Raw genomic sequence first — 17441 nt, 5'->3', positions numbered from 1 at the left:
ATGGAACTGAGTCAGCTGTCCACTGCCCTGCTGTCAACGCAGGTGAGTGCATTGCCCGCCCCGCTGGCGGGTCGTCTCTACCTGGGGCTGGCCTGGGGACTGGTGCTGGCCGTCCTGGCGCTCGTGCTGCTGCGCCACCGCGGGCTGAACCCGATGGGCCTACAGCGCTGGCTGCCGCCGCTCCTGCTGCTCTGCTGCCTGCTGCCCGGCGGGCTGTCGCCCGCCTTCTGGCTGGGCCTGGCGTTTCGTGCACCGAGCGGCTTGCTGGCGCTGTTGTGCGCCTGGGTGCTGTTGCGATACTACCGACCGCAGACACCGGGTGCCAGTGGGTTCGAGAGCTTGCGTTTCGGGACGCCGGCCCTGGTTCTGCTGGGCTGGGCCCTGCTGCTCGACACTTTTGCCCTGTTGCCGCTGAGCCTGTATGCATGGGGTTTTGCACCGCTGACGCTGGGGGCGCTGGTGCTGCTGGCCTGTCTGCCGTGGCTGCTGCGCGGCAACGCAACCCTGTCCGGTCTGCTGGTGACTGCGCTGTTGCTGCATGTGCTTATGCGTCTGCCCAGCGGCAATGTCTGGGATGCGGTGCTGGACCCCTGGTTCTGGCTGCTGCTCCAGGTGGACTGGCTGCGGCGCCACTTGCGCCGTTCTCACGCTTAAGAGCGCACCAGCAACCATTCCCTGCGGTACAGCCACTGCTGCGGGTACCAGAGGTTGTCCTTGCGGATCTCGCCCGGCGCGTGCCGGCTGGTCAGCAACCAGCGTTCGCCCAGCACTCGGCAACCCGGCAGACAGGGCGGCGTGGTCTGTTCGCCATGGCTGGCGGCCCAGATCACCGCCTCGTGCGTGTTCAACAGTTGGTGCAATTCCTCCGCGGCCTGCGCCTGGCCCTCGGCATCGGGACCACGGCGTGCGCGCGCCTGAGCGCGGCTGTCATAGGGCAGGAACTGGTGCGCGCCGGGCAGCAGGAACTGGAAACGTTCGAACTGACCGTTGAAGCCCGAGGGCACGGCAATGCGACCGGCCGGTGCTGCCGCGATGGCGCGCTCGTCGTAACGGCCGGCGGGGCCGTCCATGGGGGTGACCAGGGCGTTGAAGGCGGCGTAGACCAGTAGAGTGGTCAGCACGGCCGCGCCGCGGCTCCAGGCGCTGCGCCACAGGCCCGCCACGATGCAGACGAGAGCGGTGACCACGATCCCCAGCGTGAGACTGATCTCGGGCACGGAAGCCAGGCCGATCTCATAGCCTACCCAGGCCAGGCGTGTCAGTACCAGCAGGACCGGTGCGGCCAGCAGCAGTGTGGGCAGGAACCAGGCGCGCGGAATGTCGCGCCAGTACAAGGCCAGCAGCATGGCCACGGCCGGCATGGCCGGGATCACGTAACGGGCCGAGCGCTGGCTGGGGAAGATGAACACCAGCAGCCAGACCAAGGCCCAGGCCAGCAGGATGGCTTGCGTTGCGGGCAGGGGCCAGTGCCGGCGCAGCTGCGGCAAAGCTTTCAGCCCTAGCCAGACCAGGCCAGGCAGCACGAAAAACAGCAGGCCCGCGTTCACCGCATAAGCCAGCAGCTGAGACCAGATGCCCGAGCCATCGAAAGCCAGGGCGGCGCGCCAGTAACCACGCGTGTCGGCGAACTTGGCGGCGTTCTCACCCACGATGAATTCGCGCCACACCGATTGCGGATCGGGGTCCAGCACGAACCACAGGGCGAACACGCCCAGCGCCAGTAGCGCGCTGAAGGCCACGCGCAAGGTGTGGCGCAACGGGGCGGTCCAACTCAGGTGCGACTCGCTGACCACCAGGGCCAGCCACCAGGCCGCCGCCGCGGGGGCCACGAGCGCGAAGGACTTGTAGGCCAGGCCTAGGCCCAGGGCGATGCCAAAGAGCGCATGCGCGATCCATCCGGGGCAGGAAGCCGGCAGACGAGCGCGCTGGATGATGAGCGCGAACAGCGGCAGGCTGAACCAGAAGGTTTCGGCGGCGCTGGTGAGATAAGGCCGGCCGTAGCGGAATGTGCTGAGGAAGGCGAGGAAAAGGCAGGCTGCCGCCAATCCTTCCTGCCAGCGTTGGGTCACGGCGCGCAGGCTCAGCACCAGGGCGCCGCAGATGAGCAGCAGGTAGAGCAGGCTGGGCGTGCGTAGGGCAACCAGTGTCCAGCGATCGCCCCAGCCACCGGCGACCATGGCCTGCCAGATCAGCAGGGGCGGCTTGGTATTACGCATGTTCTCCAGTTCCGAGGCCAGCGGCAGCCACTGGCCGGTCTCGGCGGTTTCACGCGCGATGTGGGCGTAGACCATTTCGTCGCCATTGGTCGGCACGTACTGGCCGCCGATGCCCAATGCATAAACGCAAAGACCCAGCAGGAGGACCGCCAGCCAGAAGGCGGTGGAATAGCGTTCGGGAGTAGGGGGGAGGACTTGCATGCGCATCACACCGGGCACCGGGGTGGCGCCAACGCCGGCATTATGGCTTGCGTGCGTGCCGGAAGGTCCAGCGGTCGTTGGCAATGAAGTTGCTCACGCTGGCAATCACGATGGCCGTGACGTTGGCGATCAGGTAGTGCAGGCCCAGGTGCGTGAGCCACAGCGTCAGCGCGTACTGCAGCAGGATGCCCAGCCACGAGGCCGTGGCGTACTGGCCCAGCTGCGCGAGCAGGCTGCGCTTGCGCAGGCGCTGGCCGTCCTCGACGGCCGTGGCGTGCTGCCGGTCCGACCAGGTCCAGAGCCGGTTCCAGGTGAAGTTGTTGACCGTGGCCACCGCAATAGCCAGGGCCAGCGAGAAATAGGGCTTGCTGCCCACGGGTTCGATGGCGCGGAACAGGTATTCGTGCGCCACATAGAGCACGGCCAGGTTCACGACGGTACCGCTGGCGCCCACGAGGCCGAAGCGCACGTAGCGGAAGCCGTGCAGCCAGTCGACCAGTAACCAGATGCGTTCGCGCAGGGAGGGAGAGCTCATGCGGTCGCAGGCGTGTTGTGCAGGGCCTGCAGCGCGTCGGCCAGCACGGGATCCGGGGCGATGCGCTTGAGACACTGGTTGTCGCCGTCGCAGAAGGTCAGGCGGTGGTTGTAGGCCGAGAGGCAGGGCGAGCAGGCGATGCCGGATTCGTAGACCGTGGCCTTGGGGCCGATGCCGGGCAGGGGGCCGTAGAGCTTGCCGGTCTCGGGGCCGAAGAACATCAGCACGCGGATGGTCGTGAGGCTGGCGAAGTGGCCGGGGCCACCGTCATTGGTCAGCAGCAGGTCGCTGGCGTGGAAGAGCATCAGCAGCTCGCGCAGGCTGCGTGTGTAGCCGGTCAGCGCCACGCAATACTCGCTGCCCACCTGGGCGCGGATCTCGTTGGCCAGGGCCAGGTCGTCCTTGAGGCCGATGAAGGCCACGGCATGGCCGGCATCACACAGGCCTTTGGCCACGCGGGCGTAATGCGCGGCCGGCCAGGCGCGTTCGGGCAGGATGCCGCCGCCCGGGTACATGAGGGCGATCTTGCGGCCGGCCAGTACGGGGTGGTCACGCAGGACCTGTTCGCGATAGGTGCGCAGCTCCTCAGGCGTGAAGGGCACGGACAGGCCGGTTTCAGCCGGCAGCTCGCGGATGGGCGCGGCCTTGTGACGCGGACCGCCTTCGCTGTCCAGCGCATCGACCAGCGAGAGGAACTGCTTGCTGATGTGCTGGTAGGGGTTGTAGGGAATCGCGCAGTTGATGTAGCTGCCGCGGTACAGGCCTTCCTGCGTGTGCGGCGTGAAGCCGGCGCGGCGCGGCGCACCCGTGAGGTAGCACAGCAGGCTGCTCACGCGCGAGAACAGTTCGCAGTCGATCACGGCATCCAGTGGCAGCTGGCGCATGGCCAGACTGACGCGCCAGATGTCGCGGGCCAGCCGGATCGGCGAGCTGTCGTCCAGGCCATGGAAGTTGGCGTCTTCCGTCAGACGCAGCATGCGCGCAACTTCCTGGTTTTTTTTCAGCTGCAGCACGTGCAGGGTGACACCGGGGTACTGTTCGCGCAGCGCCTTGAACATGGGGCCGGCCAGCACGATGCTGCCCATCTCGGACAGCAGGATGACCAGGATGTGGCGCGGTGCCTTGCTGCGATCGACTTTCGGCACACGCATGCCGAACAGGCGCGCCCACAGGGAAACGGCAGAACACAGAAGCTGACCAACCCAGCGGTCGATCCAGCGTTGTGTCTGCAGTTTCATGTGAGTTTCCTTGTTCTCGATGCCTTGTGGCTACGGCCGGCGCTGCGCGCCTTGACTTCGCGATGCAAAGTCAGCCTTCGCCGCAAGGCCCAGGACGCGCTATGCGCGTGCCGTGCTTACAGCCCGGCCGCTGCACGCAGCGCCTGGGCCTTGTCGGTCCGTTCCCACGTGAACTCCGGCTCTTCACGACCAAAGTGACCGTAGGCGGCCGACTTCTCGTAGATCGGGCGCAGCAGGTCCAGCATCAGGATGATGCCCTTGGGACGCAGGTCGAAGTGTTCGGCCACCAGGGCGGCGATCTTCTCGTCGGAGATCACGCCGGTGCCCATGGTGTTGACCGTGATGTTCATGGGCTTGGCCACGCCAATGGCGTAGGCCACCTGGATCTGGCACTTCTTGGCCAGGCCGGCGGCCACGATGTTCTTGGCCACATAACGCGTGGCGTAGGCGGCGGAACGGTCCACCTTGGACGGGTCCTTGCCCGAGAAAGCGCCGCCACCGTGGGGGCAGGCGCCGCCGTAGGTGTCGACGATGATTTTGCGACCGGTCAGGCCGCAGTCACCCTGGGGGCCACCGACGACGAAGCGGCCGGTGGGGTTGACCAGGTACTTGGTGTCCTTGAGCCATTCCTTGGGCAGCACGGGCTTGATGATCTCCTCGATCACGGCTTCGTAGAAGCTGGCCTTGAGCTTGGTCGGGGTCTCGCTCTGGTCCGGGCTGTGCTGGGTGGACAACACCACGGTGTCGATGCTGTGCGGCTTGCCGTCCACGTAGCGCATGGTCACCTGGCTCTTGGCGTCGGGACGGAGGAAGGGCAGGCGGCCGTCCTTGCGCAGCTGGGCCTGGCGCTCGACCAGGCGGTGCGCATAGTGGATGGGCGCAGGCATCAGCGCCGGGGTTTCGTCGCAGGCGTAGCCGAACATCAGGCCCTGGTCGCCAGCGCCGATGTTGAGGTGGTCGTCGCTGGCGTGGTCCACGCCCTGGGCGATGTCGTTGGACTGCTTGTCGTAGGCCACGAGCACGGCGCAACCCTTGTAGTCGATGCCGTATTCCGTGTTGTCGTAGCCGATGCGCTTGATGGTGTCGCGTGCGACCTGGATGTAGTCCACGTGCGCGTTGGTCGTGATCTCGCCGGCCAGCACCACCAGACCGGTGTTGCACAGGGTCTCGGCGGCCACGCGGCTGCGCGGGTCCTGCTTGAAGATCGCGTCCAGGATGGCATCGGAGACCTGGTCGGAGACCTTGTCGGGATGGCCTTCGGAAACGGACTCGGAAGTGAAGAGGTAATCGTTCGCCATTGAATAAACTCCAAAATGTTTGTCAGGCGCGTTGCCTGGGCTGGGAGCTTCGGCGAACGCTTTAGCAGAGGTGTCATGAATGACGGCACAATCGATCCCTTTGCGGGGCAGTCCGTGCCTGTCGCCCTGCAAGTAGTTCCGTAACTCGGCGACGCCCGTATTTTATCCGAATGATCACGCTGTTTCGCGTCCTGTCCTGGTTGCCTTTGTGGCTCTTGCACGGTATCGGCTGGGGCCTGGGCTGGCTGGTATTTGCCCTGTCGCCGACCTACCGGCGGCGTTTTCTGGCGAATTGCGCACAAGCCGGCCTGGCCTGGCGGCAGTGCCGTGGCGCCGTGGGCCAGGCCGGGCAACTGGTGGCGGAATTGCCGCGCCTGTGGTTCGGGCGCCCCGTGCCTGTGAGCTGGGAGGGGGCGGGCTACGTCGAGCAGGCGCTGGCCGCGGGACAGGGCATCGTGTTCCTGACGCCTCACATGGGCAGCTTCGAGGTGACGGCCCAGGACTATGCCGCGCGTTTTGGCGCTACGCAGCCCATCACCGTCCTGTTTCGCCCTTCGCGTCAACCGGCGCTGCGTCAACTGGTGGCCACGGCGCGCCAGCGCCCCCATCTGCAGACCGCGCCCACCACGCTGGCCGGGGTCAAGCAACTGATCAAGGCGCTGCGCCAGGGACAGTCGGTGGGCCTGTTGCCTGACCAGGTGCCGCCGAATGGGCTGGGTGTCTGGGCCCCGTTTTTTGCGCGCGATGCCTACACCATGACACTGTCGGCCCGCCTGGCGCAGCAGACCGGTGCGGCCGTTCTGCTGGTCTGGGGCGAGCGCCTGTCATGGGGCCGGGGCTACCGGGTGCATGCCCGGCCGCTGGGGGCCGAGTTGCCGCAGGACCCGGTAGCTGCCGCCACCGCCATCAACGCCGCCATGGAGCAGGTCATTACCGCCTGCCCGGGGCAGTACCTCTGGGGTTATGCCCGCTACAAACAGCCGCGGCAGGAGAAACTGTGATGGCGCACCCGGGCGTTCTTTTCATGCGATGGATCGCTCGCCTGCCCCTGGGCTGGGTGCGGGCGCTGGGCACGCTGGTGGGCTGGGTGCTGTATGTGCTGGCCGTGCCGCGGCGTCGCGTGGTGATGCGCAATCTCGCCCTGTGTTTTCCGCAGCACCCGCTGGCCCAGCGCCGCCGCTGGGCTCTGGAGTGTTTTGTCTATTTCGCCCAGGCCTGGTTCGATCGTTCGTGGTTGTGGAATGGCCCGGTCGACGTGCTGCGTGGGCGACTGCGCATCGTCGGCGCGGTGCAGGAGCTGCAGGGCCAGGAGCCGACCGTCATCTTTGCGCCGCATTTTTTCGGGCTCGACGCTGCGGGCACGGCGATCAATCACCAGATCGGCCGGCCCATGGTCAGCATCTACACGCCCCAGCGCAGCGAGGCCGTGGACCAGTGGCTGCACGACGGGCGCCGGCGTTTTGGCAACCTGCAGCTCTTTTACCGGGACCAGGGTGTCAAGGCGCTGATCGCCGCCTTGCGTGAAGGCGCGCTGCTCTATCTCTTGTCCGACATGAATTTCGGGCCCGAGGAATCGATCTTCGTGCCCTTTTATGGTGTGCCCGCCGCCACCGTGCCTTCGCTGCCGCGTTTTGCCCGCCTGGGGCGTGCCAAGGTGGTGCCGGTGACGGCGCGCATCACGCCGCAGGGTTATGACATCGAGGTACACCCGGCCTGGCGCGACTATCCGGGCAGCGACGTGGAAGCTGACACGGCCTACATGAACCGCTGGCTGGAGGGCGTCATCAACACCATGCCCTCGCAATATTACTGGGTGCACAAACGTTTCAAGACCCGTCCGGCGGGTGAACCCCCGGTCTATTGAGCCAGGAATTTCTGCAGCGAGGCGATCACCCGCTGCGGCTGTTCATGCACGATCCAGTGCGTGGCATCGGGCACGGTCTCCAGCGTGAGCTGCGGGATGTAATCGTCCAGACCCTCGATGAGTTCCGGTGGCAGGGCGGTATCGCCCAGGCCCCAGAGCACCAGCGTCGGCAGGGTGATGGTGATCATCTCGCGTGGCAGTTCAATGCTGCTGGCGGCCGGGTCTCCCGCACGCGGCGGACGCAACGGGGAGGCGCGGTAGTAGTTGCAGCCGCCGCTCAGGCCCTGGTCCCAGACGGCGCGGTAGCGTGCTTTCATCGCTTCGGTGAGCCAGCCAAACCCGCCGGTTCCGGCCCCCATGCCAAGGAAGAAGTCCCAGAGGCGGCGGTAGTCGTTCTCGGCCAGCAGCTTCTCGGCGTCAGGCCGGATCAGGAAGTTCATGTAGGCGCTGGCGGCCTGCTGTTTCGGGTTGCGCTGCAACTCCCGCAGGAAGGTTCCGGGGTGTGGCGAGTTGATGATGGCCAGTTTCTGGCTCAGCTGGGGCAGCTGGTTGGCCAGGTTCCAGGCTACGGCGCCACCCCAGTCGTGCGCGACCAGGCAGGCCAGCGGCGCCTGCGGGGATTCGATGGCGATCAGCGCCGCGATGTCCTGCACCAGGTGCTTGGCGCGGTAGGCTGCCACCTCGGCCGGGGCGCTGGAGCGCTCGTAGCCACGCAGATTGGGCGCCACGCAACGGTAGCCGCCGTGTTCGGGCCGGGCGTAGTGCTCCAGCAGTTCGTCCCAGACAAAAGCGGCCTCCGGGAAACCATGCAGGAACAGCAGCACCGGGCGGCCGCGTTCACCGGTGGCGCGGCAACTCAGGGTGATGCCATGCGGCAGCGGCTGCAACCAGGTCTGGATCATGCGCTCGCTGGGGGGCTGTCCGGATGGGCCCATTGCCACAGCAGCGTGGCCACGTCCTCGATGCCGGTGCGTTTGGTGGCCGAGAACAGGCGCACCTCGCCGCCGCCGGCCTGCAGCTTCATGATGGACAGGGCCTTGGCCCCTTCACTGCGGGTGAGCTTGTCGGCCTTGGTCAGGATGACCAGGAATTTCAGGCCTTCCTCGACACGCGGGCGCACCACCTCCAGCAGGACCTGGTCCAGCTCGGTCAGGCCGTGGCGCGGGTCGCACATCAGCACGATGGCCTTCAGGTTTTCACGCGTGACCAGGTAATTGGCCATGACCTGCTGCCAGCGGATCTTGTCCTGCTTGGGCACGGCGGCGTAACCGTAGCCCGGCAGGTCGGTCAGCACGGCATCGGTGACACCCTGTTTGCCCAGGGCGAACAGGTTGATGTGCTGGGTGCGGCCGGGCTTCTTGGAGGCGAAGGCCAGCTGGTTCTGCTGCGTCAGGGTGTTGATGCAGGTGGACTTGCCGGCATTGGAGCGGCCGACAAAGGCGATTTCCGGCACGTCCAGGGCGGGCAGAAAGTGCAGCTCCGGCGCGGTGGTCAGGAAACGGGCCGTGTGCAGCCAGCCCAGGGCCTGGACGGCTTGCGGGCTGGGAGGGGCGGGCTTGCCGCTCTGGCGGGCCGCGGCGGCAGTTTTGGAGGGGGGGTCATGGAGTATTGGTGGAGTGCCCGGACCTGCATTGTAGAATCGGGCTGTTTTGCTCCAACCACACCCGAACCACCATGAAGTTGCTTGCTCCCCTGATGTTGGCTGCCGTGCTGGCAGCGCCCGCCCTTGCAGCCCAGGACGCCAAGGCGCCGGCCAAGCCTGATCTGGCGCAGGGCGAAACCAAGTACACCGCGGTCTGCGCGGCCTGCCATGGCGCCGACGGCAACTCCGCCATCGCCGCCAACCCCAAGTTGTCCCAGCAGCACCCGGAGTACCTCGTCAAGCAGCTGCAGGAGTTCAAGTCCGGCAAGCGCAACAGCGCCGTGATGAAGGGCTTTGCTGCCGTGCTCAGCGACGAGGACATGAAGAACATCAGCGCCTGGCTCGTGTCCCAGAAGGCCAAGCCCGGTTTTGCCAAGGACAAGGATCTGGTGACCCTGGGTGAGCGCATCTACCGCGGTGGCATCCCCGATCGCCAGATTGCCGCCTGCGCTGGCTGCCACAGTCCCAATGGCGCCGGCATTCCGGCCCAGTACCCGCGGCTGAGCGGCCAGCATGCCGACTACACCAGTGCCCAGCTGGTGTCCTTCCGTGACGGCGTGCGCAAGAACAGCGTGCAGATGAGCCAGGTCGCCGCCAAGATGAATGATCGCGAGATCAAGGCGGTGTCGGATTACGTTGCCGGCCTGCGTTAAGGCAATACACCGACATCCTGCCCGGTTATCCCGGTATGAATAAGCCGCGGATGATGTTTGGTTCACAATGCCGGCTAAACGCCCGCTGACGGAACCCTGCAGTCCCCAAGCACTCCTACCCAGGCGGGTCTTTGCATGAAGACCCGCCTTTTTTCTTGTTGCAGATCACCGCCACTACCGCCATGACCATCTCCACCCAGGGCCTGGAACTGCCCGCATCCTCCCGCACCCTGCGTGCGGCGGTGGAGTTGCTGTCGTCGATGCGTTTTTCCATCTCGCTGCTGACGGTGATCTGCATTGCCTCGGTCATCGGCACCGTGCTCAAGCAGCATGAGCCGCTGAACAACTACATCAACCAGTTCGGTCCTTTCTGGGCCGAAGTCTTTGGCAAGCTGGATCTGTACGCGGTCTACAGCGCCTGGTGGTTTCTGCTGATCCTGGCTTTCCTGGTGACCAGCACCAGCCTGTGCATCGCCCGCAACACCCCCAAGATCCTGGCCGATCTCAAGGCCTACAAGGAAAACATCCGGGAGCAATCGCTGCAGGCCTTCCACCATCGGGCGCAGGCTACCGTGCCCGACGCCCCCGAGGCGGCGGCGCAGCGCCTGGGCCGCCTGCTGGCCACCGGGGGCTGGAAGGTGAAACTGCAGCAGCGCGACACACCGGCGGGTACCGGTTGGATGGTTGCAGCCAAGGCCGGAGCGGCCAACAAGATCGGTTACCTGGCGGCGCACAGCGCCATCGTGCTGGTCTGCATCGGGGGGTTGCTGGATGGTGACCTCATGGTGCGGGCCCAGATGTGGTGGGGCGGCAAGACGGTCTACAACGGTGGCGGCCTGATTGCCGACGTCAAACCCGAGCACCGCCTGAGCGAACGCAACCCGACCTTCCGCGGCAACCTGCTGGTGGCCGAGGGCACCCAGTCGGGGACGGCCATCCTGAACCAGTCCGACGGCATCCTGCTGCAGGACCTGCCCTTTGCCATCGAGTTGAAGAAGTTCATCGTCGAGCACTACTCGACCGGCATGCCCAAGCTGTTCGCCAGCGAGATCGTGATCCACGACAAGGCCACCGGCGAAAAGAAGGAGGCCCGGGTCGAGGTCAACCACCCGGCCAGCTACAAAGGCATCGAGATCTACCAGTCCAGCTTCGACGATGGCGGCTCGACCGTGCGGCTCAAGGCCCAGCCCATGAACGCGGCGACCCGGCCCTTCGAGATCGAGGGCGTGATCGGTGGCACTTCGCAACTCAGCAATGGTAACCAGAAGCTGACGCTGGAGTACACCGGTCTGCGCGTGATCAACGTCGAGAATTTCGCGGCCAACAGCCCTTCGGGCGTGGACGTGCGCAAGGTCGACCTGCGCACCTCGCTGGACCAGCGGCTGGGCGCGGCCAACAAGGCGGATGCGCCCAAGACCCAGCGCAATGTCGGCCCCAGCGTGAGCTATAAGCTGCGCGACGAGGCTGGCCAGGCGCGCGAATTCCACAACTACATGCTGCCAGTCGAGCTGGGTGACGGTGTTCCGGTCTTCCTGCTGGGCATGCGCGAGACACCGTCCGAGCCCTATCGTTACCTGCGTGTGCCGGCGGATGCCCAGGGTTCGACCGACGAATTCTTCCGCCTGCGCGCCGCGCTGGCCGATCCGGCCCTGCGGGCCCAGGCCGTGCGCCGTTATGCCGCGCGTGTGGTCGATCCCTCGCGCAAGGATCTGCTGCCACAGCTCAGCGCCTCGGCCTTGCGCGCGCTGGTGCTGTTCTCTGGCGCCGAAGCCGTGCCGGGCAGCCGTGCGCCGGGCGGTCTGCAGGCCGTGGCCGATTTCATGGAAGGCAACGTGCCCGAGGCCGAACGTGAACGTGCCGGCGAGATGCTGGTGCGCATCCTCAACGGTGCGCTGTTCGAGTTGCTGCAGGTAGCGCGCGAGCGCGCCGGGCTCAAGCCCCTGGTGTCCGACGAAAGCACCCAGGCCTTCATGACGCAGGCCGTGCTGGCACTCAGCGATGCCTATTTCTATCCGGCCCCCATGGCCCTGCAACTGGCCGACTTCAAGCAGGTGCAGGCCAGCGTGTTCCAGGTGGCGCGTGCCCCGGGCAAGACCATCGTCTATCTCGGCTGTGCCCTGCTGATCCTGGGGGTTTTCGCCATGCTCTATGTGCGTGAACGCCGTCTGTGGATCTGGCTCACGCCGCAGGGCCAGGGTGCCCAGGCCAGCATGGCCCTGTCGTCCAATCGCAAGACCCTGGATGCCGATCGCGAATTCGAGCAGCTGCGCGACAAGCTGTTGCCTAGCAAGGAGTAGTCTCATGAACACCGCCACGACCACCCTGACCCTCAACGAGGGCTACTTTGCCAAGCGCAATCTCTTCGACTGGCTGTTCGCTGCCCTCGTCACCCTGGGCGGCCTCTACGCCTACGCCAACTACCACGCCTTCATGGATGTCTACGAGAAGGGCATCCTGCTGCTGGCCATCCCATCGGTGGTGGCGCTGGGCTGGTTCTGGCGGCCGCTGCGCGCGCTGATGCTGGTGGTGGCGGCCTTTTCCCTGCTGGGTATCTATTCCTACCAGGGACAGCTGGCGCGCGCTGAAAGTGTGTTCTGGCTCAAGTACTTCCTGTCCAGCCAGTCGGCCATCCTGTGGATGAGCGTGCTGTTTTTCATGAGCACGGTGTTCTACTGGATCGGCATGTTCAGCCGGGCGCAGGGTGCCACCATGGAACTGCTCGGCTCGCGCCTGACCTGGGTGGCCGTGGCCATGGCCCTGATCGGCACCATGGTGCGCTGGTATGAGAGCTACCTGCTCGGCCCGGACATCGGCCACATCCCGGTCAGCAACCTGTACGAGGTCTTCGTGCTGTTCTGCTGGATGACGGCGCTGTTCTACCTGTATTTCGAGCAGCAGTACGGCACGCGCGGCATGGGTGCCTTCGTCATGCTGGTGGTCAGCGCGGCCGTGGGTTTCCTGCTCTGGTACACCGTGGTGCGCGAGGCGCACGAGATCCAGCCCCTGGTGCCGGCCCTCAAGAGCTGGTGGATGAAACTGCACGTGCCGGCCAACTTCGTGGGTTACGGCACTTTTGCGCTGGCCGCCATGGTGGCTTTTGCCTACCTGATCAAGAGCCAGGCGCAGCAGGAAGCGCAGCAGAAGGTCCGCTGGTACAGGCTGGCCCCGCTGTGGATCTTCGGCATCGTGCTGTGTTTCGTGCCGCTGGCCTTCCGCCAGAGCTCGGCTGCCGCCGGCGGCAGCTACTGGCTGGTCTACTTCATCATCGCGGCGCTGATCGTCGGCGGCATCCTGCTGGGGCGTCGCCGCATTGCCGAGCGCCTGCCGGCGCCCGAGGTGCTGGACGACGTGATGTACAAGTCCATCGCCGTGGGTTTTGCCTTCTTCACCATCGCCACCGTGCTGGGCGCCCTGTGGGCGGCCGAGGCCTGGGGTGGCTACTGGAGCTGGGACCCCAAGGAAACCTGGGCCCTGATCGTCTGGCTCAACTACGCGGCCTGGCTGCACATGCGCCTCATGAAGGGCCTGCGCGGTACAGTGGCCTCCTGGTGGGCGCTGGCTGGCTTGGGCGTGACCACCTTCGCCTTCATCGGCGTCAACATGTTCCTCAGCGGCCTGCACAGCTACGGTGCGCTGTAGGGCCATGCCATCCGCCCGCACCGACGGGCGCGATCTTTGTAAGAATGGGCACCAGTCCTGCGACTGAATCCCCAGGAGGATCGCATCATGTTGATCAAGACCCGTGACGATGGCTTTGCCCATCCTGTGCCCAGCGAGATCACCCCGCAAGAGGTTTACCAGGACCGGCGCCAGCTGATGCGCCTGATGGCCGGTGGCGCGGCCGGGGCCGTGCTGGCCAGTTGGGCGGCGCGCGATGCACGTGCCCAGGTGACCAGACCCGGCAAGCTCCAGCCTTTGTCCAGCCGGTCCTCGGCTGTCAGCGGCGCCTCGACGATGGAAAAGGTCACCGAGTACAAGGACGCCAGCGGCTACAACAATTTCTACGAGTTCGGCATGGACAAGAGCGATCCGGCGCGCAATGCCCACACGCTCAAGACCACGCCCTGGACCGTGGCCATCGAGGGCCTGGTCAAAAAGCCCGGCAATTACGCACTGGAAGACCTGCTCAAGCTGTCGGCGATGGAGGAGCGCATCTACCGCATGCGCTGCGTCGAAGGCTGGTCCATGGTGATCCCATGGGTCGGTTATTCGGTCGCGGAGCTGATCAAAAAGGTCGAGCCCTTGGGCAGCGCCAAATACGTCGAGTTCGTGACGCTGGCCGACAGCAAGACCATGCCCTATGTGGGTTCGCGCGTGCTGAACTGGCCTTATGTGGAAGGCCTGCGTCTGGACGAGGCCATGCACCCGCTGAGCCTGCTGACTTTCGGCATGTACGGCGAGGTGTTGCCCAAGCAGAACGGCGCGCCCCTGCGTCTGGTGGTGCCGTGGAAGTATGGCTTCAAGAGCGGCAAGAGCCTGGTGAAGATCCGCTTCACAGACAGGCAGCCGGCCACGGCCTGGAGCATGGCGGCACCGCAGGAGTATGGCTTCTATTCCAACGTCAATCCGCAGGTCGCCCATCCGCGCTGGAGCCAGGCGACCGAACGTCGTATCGGCGAGGATGGCCTGTTTGCCAAGAAGCGCCCGACCCTGATGTTCAACGGCTATGAGACCCAGGTGGGGCAGCTGTACGCCGGCATGGACCTGAAAAAGTATTACTGACAGATCGCTTCCCGTGGACACGGCGCGCCTGAATCGTTGGTTGCTGGGCCCAGCCGTCAAGCCCGTGCTGTTCCTGGCCTGCCTGCTGCCGGCGCTCTGGCTGGTCTATGCCGCGGCGACCGATCAACTCGGCGCCAATCCGGCCGAGGCGCTGATCCGTTCCACGGGGGACTGGACCCTGCGCATGCTGTGTCTGGTCCTGGCCGTCACGCCCCTGCGCGTTCTGCTGAAGCTGCCGGCGCTGGCGCGGTGGCGCCGCATGCTGGGGCTCTACGTCTACTTCTACGTCGTGCTGCACCTGCTCTGCTACGCCTGGCTGGACATGGGGCTGGACCCGGGCGATATCGTGCGCGACATCATCAAGCGGCCGTTCATCCTGGTGGGGTTCTCGGCCTTCGTGTTGCTGACGCCCCTGGCCGCCACCTCGTGGAACCGGGCCATACGCGCCTTGGGGGCCACGCGCTGGCAGCTGCTGCACAGGCTGGTGTATGCCGTGGCCGTTCTCGCCGTGCTGCACTTCTTCTGGATGCGCGCAGGCAAGAACGATTTTGCCGAGGTGCAGGTTTATGCCGCTGTCCTGGGCGCTTTGCTGGCTTGGCGGCTGTGGCGCGCTGTTTCAGTTCAGCGCGGCCGGTCGGCTGTTGGTCAGGCGCGGATCGATCAGGGTCCGCGGTAGCTGGTACATGCGTTCGTCGAAGAGGTCGATGCCGCAGCTCAGGTTTTCGATCCAGTCGAAGAAGGCGGCAATGGCCGGCCCGGCCAGCGGTGCGCCGTGTTGCGGCACCAGCATGGAAATATCGAGCTTGCGCGCCATCGCGGCCCAGAGCCGCAGGATCTTGTTCGACACCATGTAGCGCCGGTGGAAACCCTCCATCAGCGGCACATGCGCCTTGAAGTCGGTCACCGGTTTTTTGGCCTGTTCGCCTGACATCATGGAGACGCCGAGGTCGCCGGTGAAGAGGATCTTGCTGATCGGGTCGTAGAAATGGAAGTTGCCCTCGGAGTGCATGAAGTGCGCCGGCAGCAGGTGCAACTCGCTCTTGCCCAGCGGCAGGATGCCCCCTGCGTCGGCGACGCCGATGACCCGGCCGTGGGTCTTGCCGGCCTTGGTGAAGTGTGGAACAAAGCGTTCCCAGATGCGCGAGATGACGAGCTGGGCTGGCGTCGATGTCAACCAGCGATCGAGCGAGGCGATGATGTCCGGATCCGCGTGCGAGGCGATCAGGTAGGACAGATGCTGCGGGGTGAAGAAGCGGGAGCTGGTAAGCAGCAGTTCGTTGAAAGCCAGGTTGCCACCCGGGTCGATGATGGCGCCATGCTCATGGTCGACGATCAGGAACTGGTTGGACTGGACGATATCGCCATCCTCTTCCACCAGATCGGTGAACATCAGGCAGACGTGGTTGGGGTCCCGGTAAAGCTCGATCGACACGTTCGGCCTTTCTGTGGTGGTGTGACAGCAAGGCGCGACTATAGGAAAGACAGCCGCTCCACGATTTGATGTGAGTCAAATCGTGGCGGATTGGATGGGTCAGAGCAGCTTTTCGTGCTGGAACGTGTCGCTGGCGCTCTCGCGGCGACGGATCAGGTGGGCTTGATCACCGTCGACCAGGACCTCGGCGGCACGGCCGCGCGTGTTGTAGTTGCTGGCCATGCTCATGCAATAGGCGCCGGCCGACAGCACGGCCAGCTGGTCGCCGGCCTGCACGTTCAGGGCGCGGTCGCGCCCTAGCCAGTCGCCGCTTTCGCAGATCGGTCCCACCACGTCCCAGCTACGACCGGCTCCCGCGCGCGGTGCCAGCGGCACGATCTGGTGGTAGGCCTCGTACATGGCCGGGCGCGGCAGGTCGTTCATGGCGGCGTCGACGATGCAGAAGTTCTTCTGCTCGCCCGGCTTGAGGTAGAGCACCTCGGTCAGGCAGACGCCCGCGTTGCCCACCAGGGAGCGGCCGGGTTCGATCATCAACTGGCGTTGGCCGTAGCCGCGCGCGTCCAGCTTGGCCAGCAGCTTGGCCCACAGGGCGTCGGCGGCGGGTGGGGTGTCACCGTTGTAATCGATGCCGAGGCCACCGCCGAAGTCGATGTGATGCAAGGGGATGCCGACCGCTTCGATGGCCTGGACCAGATCCAGCACGCGGTCCATGGCGTCCAGGTAGGGGGATTCCTGTGTGATCTGCGAGCCGATGTGGCAGTCGATGCCCACGACATGCAGACCCGGCAGCGTGGCCGCACGCTGGTAGATGGCCAGCGCGCTTTCGTGGGCGATGCCGAACTTGTTGCCCTTGAGCCCGGTCGAGATGTAGGGGTGGGTCTTGGCGTCGACGTTGGGGTTGACGCGGATGCTGATGGGCGCGCGTTTGCCGGCGGCCTGCGCCACCTCGTTGAGCACGTCGATTTCTGCCTCGCTCTCGACGTTGAAACAGCCGATGCCGGTGTCGAGCGCCCGGCGCATCTCGACGCGCGTCTTGCCCACACCGGAAAAGATGATTTTCCCGGGCGCACCGCCTGCAGCCAGCACGCGTTCCAGTTCGCCAGCAGAAACGATGTCGAAGCCGCAGCCAGCCTGGGCGAACAGCTGCAGCACGGCCAGCGACGAGTTGGCTTTCATGGCGTAGCAGATCTGCGCCTGGCGGCCGGCAAAGCCGCGCTGGTAGGCCCCCAGGGCCGAGAGCATGGCCGCTTTGGAGTAGACGAACAGGGGGGTGCCGTGCTGATGGGCCAGGTCGGCCAGGCGCACGTTTTCGATGAAGAGTTCATCGCCCCGGTAGGCGATATGGGGCTGGCCCGGGAGTTTGGAGACGGTCATGGGACGGCAGGAGCGTTGACGGGTGCGGGGGCGGAGGGCTGGCTGGGGGTCGGTGGTGTGGCGGGGGTGCCGGGTTTCTTGCGGTCCGGCATGGCGGGCCACATGGATTGGGGCAGGGTGGCGCGTTTGGCCGCAGCCGGCTCGGTTGGCAGGTACAGATTGCCGGTCTGGCCACAGCCGGCCAAGGCCAGCGAGGCGATCGTGGCAATGACAGCAAACGCGGTGTGGCTTAGGGGCCTGACTAGAATCCGGGAGCTTTGCAACAT

General features: G+C 65.6%; 17 protein-coding genes. 8 read left to right on the top strand and 9 right to left on the bottom strand.

Translation table 11 applies throughout. The features are described from left to right. Entirely contained in the window at positions 1-654 is a 654-nt protein-coding gene (locus HTY51_RS13735; protein WP_174253247.1) for a hypothetical protein, read from the top strand. On the opposite strand, the gene HTY51_RS13730 is transcribed toward HTY51_RS13735, so the two are convergent. The 4 genes from HTY51_RS13730 to metK all read right to left on the bottom strand — a co-directional run bounded on the left by HTY51_RS13730 (position 651) and on the right by metK (position 5488). Further along, positions 651-2417: a glycosyltransferase family 39 protein gene (locus HTY51_RS13730; RefSeq protein WP_174253246.1), complete on the bottom strand. Its 1767-nt coding sequence runs from the start codon at positions 2415-2417 to the stop codon at positions 651-653. The genes HTY51_RS13735 and HTY51_RS13730 overlap by 4 nt on opposite strands. Positions 2418-2457: 40 nt before the next feature. Next, a complete protein-coding gene (locus HTY51_RS13725; RefSeq protein ID WP_174253245.1) occupies positions 2458-2952 on the bottom strand; it encodes a GtrA family protein in 495 nt (164 codons plus the stop codon). Beyond that, positions 2949-4190: a glycosyltransferase family 9 protein gene (locus tag HTY51_RS13720; RefSeq protein ID WP_174253244.1), complete on the bottom strand. Its 1242-nt coding sequence runs from the start codon at positions 4188-4190 to the stop codon at positions 2949-2951. The genes HTY51_RS13725 and HTY51_RS13720 overlap by 4 nt, the downstream gene beginning before the upstream one ends. A gap of 116 nt (positions 4191-4306) precedes the next feature. Then, a complete protein-coding gene (gene metK / locus HTY51_RS13715) occupies positions 4307-5488 on the bottom strand; it encodes a methionine adenosyltransferase (protein ID WP_174253243.1) in 1182 nt (393 codons plus the stop codon). A gap of 170 nt (positions 5489-5658) precedes the next feature. On the opposite strand from metK, the gene HTY51_RS13710 reads away from it, so the two are divergent. Together HTY51_RS13710 and HTY51_RS13705 are read left to right on the top strand one after the other, a co-directional pair. Continuing rightward, entirely contained in the window at positions 5659-6489 is an 831-nt protein-coding gene (locus HTY51_RS13710) for a lysophospholipid acyltransferase family protein (protein WP_174253242.1), read from the top strand. 23 nt (positions 6490-6512) lie between these two features. Beyond that, positions 6513-7352: a lysophospholipid acyltransferase family protein gene (locus tag HTY51_RS13705; protein WP_174253241.1), complete on the top strand. Its 840-nt coding sequence runs from the start codon at positions 6513-6515 to the stop codon at positions 7350-7352. Here the strand turns inward: HTY51_RS13705 and HTY51_RS13700 are convergent. Both HTY51_RS13700 and yihA read right to left on the bottom strand, forming a co-directional pair. Next, entirely contained in the window at positions 7346-8254 is a 909-nt protein-coding gene (locus HTY51_RS13700) for an alpha/beta fold hydrolase (RefSeq protein WP_174253240.1), read from the bottom strand. The two genes, HTY51_RS13705 and HTY51_RS13700, sit on opposite strands and share 7 nt — an antisense overlap. Next, positions 8251-8874: a ribosome biogenesis GTP-binding protein YihA/YsxC gene (yihA, locus tag HTY51_RS13695; protein ID WP_174254288.1), complete on the bottom strand. Its 624-nt coding sequence runs from the start codon at positions 8872-8874 to the stop codon at positions 8251-8253. The genes HTY51_RS13700 and yihA overlap by 4 nt, the downstream gene beginning before the upstream one ends. Before the next feature lie 152 nt (positions 8875-9026). Here yihA and HTY51_RS13690 point away from each other — a divergent pair, with 152 nt between their 5' ends. From HTY51_RS13690 to HTY51_RS13670, 5 genes are all read left to right on the top strand, one after another. After that, the gene (locus HTY51_RS13690; protein ID WP_174253239.1) at positions 9027-9647 is read left to right on the top strand and encodes a cytochrome c; all 621 of its coding nucleotides are present in this window, start codon (positions 9027-9029) and stop codon (positions 9645-9647) included. A gap of 182 nt (positions 9648-9829) precedes the next feature. Beyond that, the gene (locus HTY51_RS13685; protein WP_174253238.1) at positions 9830-11944 is read left to right on the top strand and encodes a cytochrome c biogenesis protein ResB; all 2115 of its coding nucleotides are present in this window, start codon (positions 9830-9832) and stop codon (positions 11942-11944) included. A 4-nt stretch (positions 11945-11948) separates the two neighbouring features. Then, the gene (gene ccsB, locus HTY51_RS13680) at positions 11949-13286 is read left to right on the top strand and encodes a c-type cytochrome biogenesis protein CcsB (protein ID WP_174253237.1); all 1338 of its coding nucleotides are present in this window, start codon (positions 11949-11951) and stop codon (positions 13284-13286) included. An 87-nt stretch (positions 13287-13373) separates the two neighbouring features. After that, on the top strand, positions 13374-14369 hold the full coding sequence (gene msrP, locus HTY51_RS13675; RefSeq protein WP_174253236.1) for a protein-methionine-sulfoxide reductase catalytic subunit MsrP: 996 nt from the start codon (positions 13374-13376) through the stop codon (positions 14367-14369). Between the two features lie 28 nt (positions 14370-14397). After that, positions 14398-15045: a sulfite oxidase heme-binding subunit YedZ gene (locus HTY51_RS13670; RefSeq protein WP_174254287.1), complete on the top strand. Its 648-nt coding sequence runs from the start codon at positions 14398-14400 to the stop codon at positions 15043-15045. Here the strand turns inward: HTY51_RS13670 and HTY51_RS13665 are convergent. The 3 genes from HTY51_RS13665 to HTY51_RS13655 form a co-directional block, all read right to left on the bottom strand. Continuing rightward, the gene (locus HTY51_RS13665; protein ID WP_174253235.1) at positions 14986-15801 is read right to left on the bottom strand and encodes an MBL fold metallo-hydrolase; all 816 of its coding nucleotides are present in this window, start codon (positions 15799-15801) and stop codon (positions 14986-14988) included. The genes HTY51_RS13670 and HTY51_RS13665 overlap by 60 nt on opposite strands. 99 nt (positions 15802-15900) lie before the next feature. Beyond that, a complete protein-coding gene (gene lysA / locus HTY51_RS13660; RefSeq protein WP_174253234.1) occupies positions 15901-17175 on the bottom strand; it encodes a diaminopimelate decarboxylase in 1275 nt (424 codons plus the stop codon). Further along, positions 17172-17441, bottom strand: coding sequence for a lipoprotein (locus tag HTY51_RS13655; protein WP_174253233.1), 270 nt, complete (start codon positions 17439-17441; stop codon positions 17172-17174). The genes lysA and HTY51_RS13655 overlap by 4 nt, the downstream gene beginning before the upstream one ends.

The organism is Rhodoferax sp. BAB1 (assembly GCF_013334205.1).
GTDB lineage: Bacteria > Pseudomonadota > Gammaproteobacteria > Burkholderiales > Burkholderiaceae_C > Hylemonella.
This window is presented reverse-complemented; position numbering and strand designations above follow the sequence as displayed.